Genomic DNA, 10,312 nt, shown 5'->3' on the forward strand with positions numbered 1-10,312 from the left:
GCGCCGCCGGTCTCCCGGAGCGCGCTCCGGAAGACCGGCGGCAGCGCTATACTGGGGAAGATTCAAACGGCACTTCTGGGGAGTATTGAGCCGGCATCGACAGGTGGCTATTGGCGAGAAAGCCGAAGTGACGCGGTCCTGCGACCGGCGAAACGGCCGAGCGGGGCAAAAATCCGTCCCCACCTTCACCGCCTGATGCGCGCGATCCGGATCAACTGGCCAAACACCGGGATCCTGATTCGAGCCGATGGCCACTGTCGTGGTCTGCAGGTCGTCGACTGGTGCCACGCCAAGGCCGGCTAGCCACTGACCGCAGCGATCGTCAACAGCGCCGATCTTGCAGGAGGCCAAGCAGCAGGAGTCGCTTTGCCGACAGCGGCGCCTACTTGCGGCTGCTACGAGGCAAAATATTTTAAATATATTGCGCCACATTATAAGCAATCAAATGCGAATGTATTATTATGAATGGTTACGGGGTTGTTTATCATTTGAACGAATTTTCAAATGAATGAACTTAATTTTCATAAATATTTTTTTCTGCAATCGCCTGACTCTGCTATCCTCGCCATCGATAATTGTAGTCCAGCTTGGCGACCAATCCCATCTCATCGCGGAGCGTCGCTGGCTTATTGCGGAGGTTTTGATGCGAGACCGGCAGCAACGAGAATTCCTCGCTGATCCGGCCGTACGGATCAGGTCGCGAGCTGGACAATGATGCTGCTAGATAACGCCCAGCTGAGCGACCTCCAGATAGGCTTACTCGAGCCTTTGCCTGGCGCTCCCACCTATGTTAGCCGCCTAATGATCAGGAGACCTACTAACTCGGCTGCGTCATGGTCGTCAATGATGCGGGTAATAGCGTGGACTCTGGGTACCTTGGTCTGTCCAATAGCCCTGACCCGCATAGCGGTGAGGTACAGCTTGTACTTTCAGCCGCAGGCATTGCGCCCATGAAGACCTTTTCACGCCGATCTGCCTGCACGGAAGTGTCATGAACATCTCGGATCGAGAGACCACATTGAGACAAGCCGCGCTAGATCGCATCAGGGCTTCCCATGCCCTTCAGGGCGCCGCCGCTGGTTTGGCCCACTTTTATAGCGGCTGGGCGAGATCCTATGATGTGGATGTCGGCCGCGAGGAGTATTGTGGGCCGATGGTCGTTGCAGAACGCGCAAACGCCGTGCAGAGACCGTATTTGGCCAAAGACTGTACAGCCACGGAAATCCAAGACGCTGGGTGTGGGACCGGCCTCTTCGGTGGGCAGATGAAGCGCTGCGGGTTTCTGTCGCTCGATGGATTCGACCGCCCAGATGAGATGGCCGAGAAGGATGGGCAAACCCGGATCTATCGGCATGTCAAAGGCCATGTCGACCTCAGCTGGCCGCTCTCCAATTACCCCGGTACGAGTTACGACATTACAGTCTGCTGTGGCGTTTTCACGCTCGGGCATGTCCGACCCGACGGACTACGCGACCTGGCTACGTCACGCGCTCGAACGGTTTCGTTACCACACGCTCGCAAGAGCTATGCCGAGGCCGCATACTTGGAGATGAGGTGCGACGTCTGCAGAATGCCGGCATCTTTGTGGCGGTGCACTGTCTAAACGATGGGAGTTACATCGCGGAGGAGGGTGACCATTGCAGAATTGTCCAAGTCTCTTATGCCGGATCTATAGTTATCTTAAGACAATGATGTCCGGATAGACGTTATTTCAAGCGGAATGGTCAGTGGAGTAGTTGCAAAAATGACAAAATTTCTTGGTGAAGCCAAAGCATTGCTGAGCGTCGTAAAGAGTTCGCCTGAGCCGTCCTATCGGATAATTTTCTTCCCGCATGGGGGTGGTAGCGTCCAGTCGTTCCGTACTTGGTCTGAATATCTCCCCGAAGACATTGAGCTTATTTGCATAGATCTTCCCGGGCGCGGCAAACGGTCAGCGGAGGCGTCCATCCGCAGCATGGACGTACTAGTACCTATGGTCACCGAGGCACTCCGCGACTACAGTGACCGGCCCTTTATTTTCTTCGGTCACAGCGTAGGTGCCCTCGTGGCTTACGAGATCGCCCGCTTCCTGGAGAAGGCCGGTCGGCCATCTCCCTTCCATGTTGTCGTGTCAGCTCACCCGTCGGCGGATGTGCCGGCTGATGAGCCGCCCCTGTATAGTTATGCGGATGACAAGTTAACCGATGTGATCCGGAGCCTAGGTCTGGTACCCAAGGAGGCGCTGGCAAACGACGAACTCCTTCATAATTTCATTTTGCCCCCAATGCGGGCCGACTTCGAACTTGCGGAGACCTATGACCGAAACCTACCGACGCCTCTCGATGTGGCGATCACCGCAATGGGGGGGGCTCAAGACGAAACAATCAATACCAATGATCTAGACAAATGGCGTCAACTCACGACGTCACGGTTCGCCCGGATTATGTTTGAGGGCGACCACTTCTACACCCATTCCATGACGGCAGAAGTGGTGTCTGCTGTCCTGCGTGAAGTTGCGGAAGTGAAAAAACAACTCCCAGCTTCCATTCGAATCGGCGAGGCCCTACCTTATCCTGAACTACCACTGCATGACCAATTCCGCAAACAGGCGAACCTCATTCCAGACGCCCCTGCCGTCGTTTCAAAGAATGGAACCTTGACGTACCGTGAGCTCGACGGCCTGAGCGAGAGTCTATCTAGACACCTCCTCGGACGTGGCCAGGGCCGAGGCTCGTGTGTCGGTATCCTAATGGATACTTCACCTGAATACGCCGTCGCGCTGTTCGGTATTCTAAAGACAGGGGCGGCCTACGTCGTGCTTGACAGAGCTCAGCCCGTTGCGGCGCTAAAGCGGATACTTGAGAAGGCAGGTGTTGAAATCGTTGTCACCAACAAGCGTTTCGCAGCTGGCCTTCCGCCTACCTGGTCGGGTCTTGCGCTGTCGCTCGACGAGGATTGGGAAGCGCGACTCGGCAAGGCCAGTCCGGCCAGTCCTCACGCGGTGGATCTCGATGCGCCGGCCCAGATTGTATTTTCGTCTGGCACGACTGGTGAACCGAAAGGGATCGTCTGCCCCCACCGAAGCGCTGTATGCTCTTACCAGTGGCGCTATCACGCGCTGCCATACGCGCCTGATGAGCGCGAGGCGGTCAATCTCTTCTTGGTCTGGGAGATAATGCGGCCGATCCTCGCCGGTATGCCAGCTTATCTGATACCGGACGACGTTATCTACGATCCGCACCAACTGGTCGAATTCCTTGAGCGGAACCGAATTTCCAGAACAGTGCTAACCCCTTCACTGCTGGATGTGCTTGTCAGCAGCGGCTTCCTTGTCCCCTCCCGGCTTCCGGGTCTCCGACTGATTTACCTATCAGGCGAGGTGGTAACAGCAGCGTTGCTCGCGCGTGTGAAGAATGCGCTGCCGCATGTCAAAATTATCAATCTTTACAGCGTAGCAGAGACCTATGATGTCACACATATTGACTTGAGCGAGATCGAGCCTGCGACAACACCAAAGGTGGTACCGGTCGGTCCACCTCTGCACAATGTCAGTGTCTATGTCCTCGGGGAGCAGCGCGATCCCGTCCCACTGGGCTTCCTGGGCGAGATCTTCATCGGCGGCGATGCATTGGCTCATGGATATCTCAACAGCCCGGAGATGACACGGGAAAGATTCCTTCCCGACCCGTTCCGCGCTGATGGCACGATGTTCCGCACTGGCGATCTTGGCCGCATGCTGCCCGGCGGCCAGTTGGAGATTGTCGGGCGCTGCGCTTTCATGGTGAAGATCCGAGGTTATAGCGTCGTGCCGGGGTCTGTAGAAGCTGCTTTGCTTCGGTACTCCGGGGTCTGCTCCGCCGCCGTATTGCCGGAGCTCGATCCGACCACCGGCCTACCTGATCGACTAATCGCCTATGTAGTCTTGCGGGATGTGCCCAAGGGCTGGGAGGCTGATTTGCGGGCGCATTTGATGTCTGAGCTGCCACACTACGCGATGCCGTCGGAGTTCGTCGCTGTGACAGAATTGCCCATCGCGGCTAATGGGAAACTTGATCGGTCGCGCCTCCGCGACCTCGCGGAAGAGGCTTGCACCCCAGTGACAAGTGCCGACGAGGTCGAATCGGGACTTCGCGCAGCTTGGCGCGACCTTCTTCAGACTGAGGCTGCCGATCCGGGCGATAACTTTTTCGACCGCGGCGGACATTCCCTTCTGGCTGCACGTCTCTGCATACAGCTTCGTAGGAGTCTGAAGGTGGATCTCCGCGTCGTGGAGGTCTTCCTCAATCCGACTTTCGAAAAACTCGCGGCTCTTCTCCACCAGCGCCGCAGCGAGCAGGGACATCCCCAAATCCGGAAGCTTCCCAAAACACCGCCAGTCTCGGCGAGCGGGACGCATATTAAGGGGTTCGACGGGCGACGCGGCACCGGGATGGACATTGCGGTGATTGGTATGGCCGGGCGTTTCCCCGGCGCGGAGACCATCGATGATCTCTGGGAAAACCTCTGCCAAGGGGTGTGCTCGATCGCCCCGCTCTCCGCGCAGGAGCTCAAGGCCCGGGGCATTCCGGACGTTGTCCTGAAGCGCTCCGATTATGTTCGCGTGGGTGCCCACCTGAACGATGTGGACCTTTTCGATCCGGATTTCTGGGGTCTCTCGAGGCGTGAGGCAACGCTAATGGACCCGCAGCATCGCCTTTTTCTCGAATGCTGCTGGAAGGCGCTCGAGTCGGCCGGGTATGCACCCACCCAGCATGAGGGGCGGACGGGGGTGTTTGCAGGTTCGTCCTTCCCTCTCTATCTGCTACACCATTTGAAGGGCGGCGGCCTTATCGATCCCACTAACGCTCCGCTCGCTTTTCTGACGGATCTCGGCAACGACAAGGACTACCTTGCCTCGCGGGTGTCCTATATGCTGAACCTCAACGGCCCAAGCATTGCGGTGCAAACCTCATGCTCAACTGGGCTAGTGGCGATCGCGGTCGCCGCTCAGTCGCTCGCGGCCGGCTATTGCGACATGGCGCTGGCAGGCGGCTCGAGTATCACCTTCCCTCAAGCGGGGTATCAGTATGTCCGGGACTTCATCAATTCTTCGGACGGCGTGTGCCGAGCCTTTGATGCAGATGCCAGTGGCACGGTGCTCGGAGACGGGGTAGGAGTCGTCGTTCTCAAGCGCCTCGAAGATGCGCTTGCGGCAAACGACCCGATCCACGCAGTGGTAAAAGGATGTGCCATTAACAACGATGGCCGTGTCAAATCGTCGTTCTCGGCGCCTAGCGCGCGAGGCCAGGCCGATGTTGTGCGCCAAGCACTTGCCTCCGCGGTACTCGGCACCGAAGAGGTGGAATACATCGAAACTCATGGGACCGGCACCAAGGTCGGCGACCCGATCGAGGTCCGCGCTTTGGCAGAGGCTTTCGCGGGGCAAGAGGGAACGGGCAATGCCTGTGCTCTCGGGTCAATTAAACCGAACATCGGCCATGCCAACTTCGCCGCCGGGGTTGCGAGCTTTATCAAGACAGTTCTCACCCTTCAGCACGGGGTAATCCCCCCGACCATCAACATCAACCGGCTGAACGAAGATCTGGGTCTGAAAGACACACACTTCTTCGTCAATGAGCAGCTCAGACCTTGGCCCCGTCCGCAGGGACGCCTTCGAACTGCAGGAGTCACTGGCCTCGGTGTCGGCGGAACCAACTGCCATGTCGTGCTGCAGGAATGGAACAGCGACAAGGCAAGGGCTTGGCCCGGATCGGTCGCCCGGGGATCTCACGCCCTTTGCCTATCTGCAAAGACCTCCTCGGCGCTAAGCCGGGCCTGCCGGAATCTAGCCGTGTTCCTGCGGCGCAAGCGCGAGATCGATCTCGGTGACGTCGCCCACACGCTACGCGTGGCGAGATGCCAATTCGAATATCGAACAGTCGTTGTGGCGCGCAACTTGGACATGGCCATCGCCAAGTTAGAGGAAGAGGCGGATCGTGCGGCTGATCGGATCCGTTCCTCGCCGTCGATCGGGTTCATGCTGCCGGGCAGCGGAGTGCAGCACCGACGAATGCTCAAGGAACTGTTTGATCAGGTGCCCGACTTCCGCAATGCTTTCCTGACTTGTGCGGCCGCTAGTCGCCCGGTCCTGGGTCGTGACTTGGAGACGGTCATGTTTGGAGAAGACGAAGGATACGCGACCGCTTCCTTCGAAGAAATTAATATCATGATCTTCTCCGCACAATACGCCATGGCGCGTTTGCTGGAACTGTGTGGGGTGCGTCCCGATTATCTGGTTGGACACAGCATGAGCGATTACGTCGTGGCCACCCTAGCGGGAATACTGAAACTTGAAGATGCTATTCGGCTGACAATCGTTCGTAGCCGCGCGATGGCGAGCCTTGCTAGCGACGGCGCTATGCTTGCGGCCAGATGTGACCGCGACGAGGCTGAACGTATTCTCACAGAGGACGTTTGGCGTGACCGAGCTGAAGCTGGTGAGGTCAGCGGCGGTCTCGTGAACTCAAATACCGATGTCGTGTTCACCGGCAAGCGGGAACTTCTGGAAATGCTTCAGGGGAGGCTCGAACAGCTACAGATTCCCAGCCACCTCCTTAATACAGCTGGGGTGCCCAGCCATTCTCCGCTAATGAAACCAGCGACTGATGTCATCGACGCGCGGGTCCGCACCGTCGAAAAGGGGGTGCCGAATGTCGCCATCGCTCTGAATTCAGGATCTCTGCATCGTGCGAAAGTGCCCTTACCGGAGAGCCATTGGAGTAGGCATGCAACTGAGATTGTCCGATTCGATCGCTCTCTCGAGGCCATGACCGCGGCTGGTGTAACTGCGCTCATTGACCTTGGCCCCTCGCGCAATCTGGCGCGTTTCGCACATCGAGCGATCAATCAAGAGGGTCGTAAGACCAGAATCCCAGCGATTGTCCCAGCTGCGCGCGACGAGAAAGATCAAGAAACTGACCGCCATTTCGTTCTGGAATGCCTTGGGACCCTCTGGGCCGTAGGCGTTGCGGTCGATTGGAAGCGGGCCAGTGATCAATTGGAACCGTTCGATAGTCGCCGTCGCGTTCCCCTTCCAACGTACTCATTCGACGGTCACCGATGCTGGCCGGATGATCAGCCTGCGGGCTCGACCCTTCCGTGGCAGCCCGGGGAGCAAGAGCGGCACAGAGGGGAAGTGTTCACGACGCCCAACGAAAAGCCAGAAGAAGAGAAAACATCTCAGCCGGAAGAAGTCGAAACTGGAAAGGACAACATGTCGATCAACGGTGATCCGAGGAGAATTTTCCTTGAGGAAATCAAGACTATTATCGGCACCAAAGAAATCGGTTGGGACGATAATTTTTTCGATGTTGGTGGAGACAGCCTTCTCGCCGCAGAGCTCCAAGCTCATTTGGAGAAAAGCGACGTCTGGAGGTCGCCGCAATTGGACGAGATAATTGAGGCGGCGACGTTCGGAGATCTATACGATCGAATATGCAGCGTAACAACCGACCGTCGCAATAATCACACCTCTTGCTAGGAGCTGGCGCTGCGTGTGGTCCATGAACTCGCTCGAAAACGAATGCGCCTACAATATTGAAATTGCAGCTCAGGTTGGACCGTATAGGGACTATGCCAAAAATTATCGACGTTGAGCTAACCCGCCTTCATATCGCCAAGGCAGCGGGTAAGGCGATAGCGGCGAAGGGTATCTCCGCAGTTACGATGATCGATATTGCCAACGCGGCTGGAGTAACGACGGGAATGATTACGCATTACTTCGAAAAAAAGACGGACATAATCGCAGCTGCATTGCGTATCCCTCTTCTTAACATGGAACGCCAGATCGCATATCTTTTAGAACAAGGAGTAACAGATCTTGCCACCCTTCTTGACGTGGCGATACCGACGTCGAAGTCTCAGGTAGAGGATAGTATAATTTGGGTGAATTTCTGGGGGGTTATTGCCGCTGATTCTGGATTTTATAAACTTAATGTCGCGCTGCATTGCGAGGGAAAGAGAATTTACGACCGAGTCATCCGGGCGGCTTGGCCGGAGAGTGAAGAGTGGCCAACGGGTGTCTTTGGGACTGCACTGCGGTCGATTGTTACATTTGTATTTGGGCTGAGCGCAGGCGGCGTGACAAATCGTTCCGTCTGGTCAAGTTCCGTTTTACGCTCACAATTAAAGATACATTTGCGCATGGTTCGCCATTGGGCACAACAACAACCACAATGATTTGTGATGATCAGAATAGAGCTCTGGAAATATAAAATGTGGCCTTCTCCCAGATTCGGGGGCACGAGATAAGGTAGTTCAACGCCTTGGAGCATGGAAATGCAGAGAAAGGAAGTTCAACCGCGAGTTCAAGCATGAGGAGTGAGGTTGGTGAAGGTCGAGGTGTCCTGTTGCGCAGGGCGAGCCATGATCATGGATCTCCATGATAACGTGGTGCGCAAATGGATGCGCGAGACGAGCGTCGATCCGCAGCATGCTTTTTTCGGTCATGGAAGATGAAGGCGGAGCAACAGGACCGGCTGCGCAAGGTCGCAAACTTGAAGGGTAAGCATTCGGCCAAGGCCGCGGTGGCTATGATTTAGGGCGACGGTTTTCTGCGGTAGGTTTGGGCGGTGTGTCGCCCGCAGCGGTGCGCTCGTCGACGATCTGCCGAAGGTTGTCGATGCCCTTTTCGGTGAAGACGACGATTGGTTCGCTTAATTCGGATGCGGGATAGTCGTCGTAGGCGCTCAAGCAACCGTCTTCCGAGAACATCTCGATCGAGCAATCGCGCAAAAAGTCGTCATCCTCTTCGAGCATCTCGGCCACATAATTGAGGGTGTAAAGAGCGGAGTTGCGATATCCCGTCTTACGGCCTCAATGATCCGGTTTGCAAGTGAGCTCAATAATGGAGCGCCCAGATCAGGCAGCTTTAGCTGCTGCGATCGTCAAGGGCTCCAATTCCAGGGAAGCAAGTCCTCGAGCCGTGTGATCGACGTGCCGGCAAGCCAGGCTTGCGGGTCGACGTTGGCTTGGCGGTGTTGATCAGCGACGCCATGAAGGCGGCCCGATCAACGCCGCGATCGGAGCCTGCAAACAACCAAGCTTTCCTGCCGAGAGCGAAGACTGATTCATTATGCACCCCCTCTTCAAATGGCGGAAAACAGCAATTCCTGATTGTCGTGTTGATGCGACGCGGAGTATTGCCCGCCAAATCGCCTTTGATCCGTTCATCTTCAAGGTCGCTGGCGCGGATTTGGTAGGGCGCACCGCGCATGACCTGTTCGGCGGGCAATATGCCGTCCCTGATGAAACGCCGGATCTTGACGTGCGACACACGGAGCCTAGCGGCCGCGTCCGACATGGTGAGCCATTCGCCATTCTTGTCGGAAGATCGATAGGCGCTGATCTTGTGCACTGTGCGTAGCGATTGGACGCGCCGAGCAGTCCAGGTCTTTCCCTGACCGGTCTGCATGCCCATGCGGTTGAGCGTGGCCGCGATTTCGATCCGACCACCGCGTTGCCATGGATCGCATGATCGCCAGGGCTTCTTCAGGTGTACGCTGGCCGTGCTCGCCGGATTTGGGCTTGCTAATCCGCACCTGCGAGTGCTGGCCTCCACGCCAGTGAATGGTCAGGATCACGTCGCGCGCAGTCATCGACGTCCGCCACGATATCCTTGATGAGCGCGCGCAGGAGCTGCTGGCGACAGCGCATGTCGACGCCCGGCGCGTTCCAGGCGGCTTCAAGATCCTTGGCGAGACCCGTGGGGTCCGGAACCGCATCGACAGGCGGTTCAGCACATAGTCGATTGGCTCGGCAACCGGAGAACTGCGCGAGAGTTTGGCCCGCTCGGTTCGCAGCCAGGCCTCAAGTTCGGTGGCGAGAAGACGGCTTTTCTGCCGGCGTCGTTGCAGCCGTTCCGTCGGCGGCAGGACCGTTGATGTCGCGCTCAACGTCGAACAGCGCATCGATGCGTTTGACGGCCTCGAGCGCGATCGGGTGAGATCGGCACGGCGTTCTTGTCGCGTTTGGCATTGGCCGCGTGTCGGCAAGCACGAAGAATTTGCGGCGCGCATGCGCCCAACACAGCGCCTGGTGAGCGGACCGGGTCGCGGTCTGCCTTGAACAGCGGGTTATAGCCGCCATAGGGGTCGGCCTCAGAATGCCGCTGACGTCTTCAGATGACGCTCGGGATGTTCCTGCCGCCGATCGCGCGAGGCATATGTCGGCCGAATTGAGAAACTGACCCCCCGCATTGCCTCAAGCAAAATGTTACCAATAGTGTCGCTGTTCCGAATGGGATGGTCAGGTGTTGTCATCCCGATTCGGAGGATGGATGGCAAGGCGGATCAGC

Annotated in this window: 4 protein-coding genes and 3 pseudogenes; 3 read left to right on the forward strand and 4 right to left on the reverse strand. The window is 57.2% G+C overall.

What is annotated here, in order from left to right; genetic code table 11:
• Nucleotides 1–132: 132 nt before the first annotated feature.
• The 3 genes and pseudogenes from NKJ13_RS31025 to NKJ13_RS31035 form a co-directional block, all read left to right on the forward strand.
• Nucleotides 133–294 (forward strand): annotated as a pseudogene (locus tag NKJ13_RS31025) (transposase); the annotation flags it as partial.
• A gap of 1,450 nt (nucleotides 295–1,744) precedes the next feature.
• Nucleotides 1,745–7,498 (forward strand): alpha/beta fold hydrolase, encoded by a 5,754-nt coding sequence (locus tag NKJ13_RS31030; RefSeq protein WP_352779469.1) that lies wholly within the window; start codon nucleotides 1,745–1,747, stop codon nucleotides 7,496–7,498.
• A gap of 92 nt (nucleotides 7,499–7,590) precedes the next feature.
• On the forward strand, nucleotides 7,591–8,196 hold the full coding sequence (locus tag NKJ13_RS31035; protein ID WP_352779472.1) for a TetR family transcriptional regulator: 606 nt from the start codon (nucleotides 7,591–7,593) through the stop codon (nucleotides 8,194–8,196).
• Between the two features lie 351 nt (nucleotides 8,197–8,547).
• On the opposite strand, the gene NKJ13_RS31045 is transcribed toward NKJ13_RS31035, so the two are convergent.
• The 4 genes and pseudogenes from NKJ13_RS31045 to NKJ13_RS31060 form a co-directional block, all read right to left on the reverse strand.
• Entirely contained in the window at nucleotides 8,548–8,775 is a 228-nt protein-coding gene (locus tag NKJ13_RS31045; protein WP_352779474.1) for a hypothetical protein, read from the reverse strand.
• Between the two features lie 128 nt (nucleotides 8,776–8,903).
• A pseudogene (locus NKJ13_RS31050) lies at nucleotides 8,904–9,076 on the reverse strand (IS66 family transposase); the annotation flags it as partial.
• An 87-nt stretch (nucleotides 9,077–9,163) separates the two neighbouring features.
• Nucleotides 9,164–9,756: pseudogene (locus tag NKJ13_RS31055) on the reverse strand (helix-turn-helix domain-containing protein); the annotation flags it as partial.
• A gap of 69 nt (nucleotides 9,757–9,825) precedes the next feature.
• A complete protein-coding gene (locus tag NKJ13_RS31060; protein ID WP_352779477.1) occupies nucleotides 9,826–10,104 on the reverse strand; it encodes an IS66 family transposase in 279 nt (92 codons plus the stop codon).
• Between the last annotated feature and the right edge of the window lie 208 nt (nucleotides 10,105–10,312).

This window comes from Mesorhizobium sp. M0174, assembly GCF_040322275.1.
Lineage (GTDB): Bacteria > Pseudomonadota > Alphaproteobacteria > Rhizobiales > Rhizobiaceae > Mesorhizobium.

Coding starts and splice junctions, on each gene's coding strand:
- NKJ13_RS31045 (WP_352779474.1), bottom strand. CDS start 8,775: ATGCTCGAAGAGGATGACGACTTTTTGCGCGATTGCTCGATCGAGATG.
- NKJ13_RS31035 (WP_352779472.1), top strand. CDS start 7,591: ATGCCAAAAATTATCGACGTTGAGCTAACCCGCCTTCATATCGCCAAG.
- NKJ13_RS31060 (WP_352779477.1), bottom strand. CDS start 10,104: ATGGCGGCTATAACCCGCTGTTCAAGGCAGACCGCGACCCGGTCCGCT.
- NKJ13_RS31030 (WP_352779469.1), top strand. CDS start 1,745: ATGACAAAATTTCTTGGTGAAGCCAAAGCATTGCTGAGCGTCGTAAAG.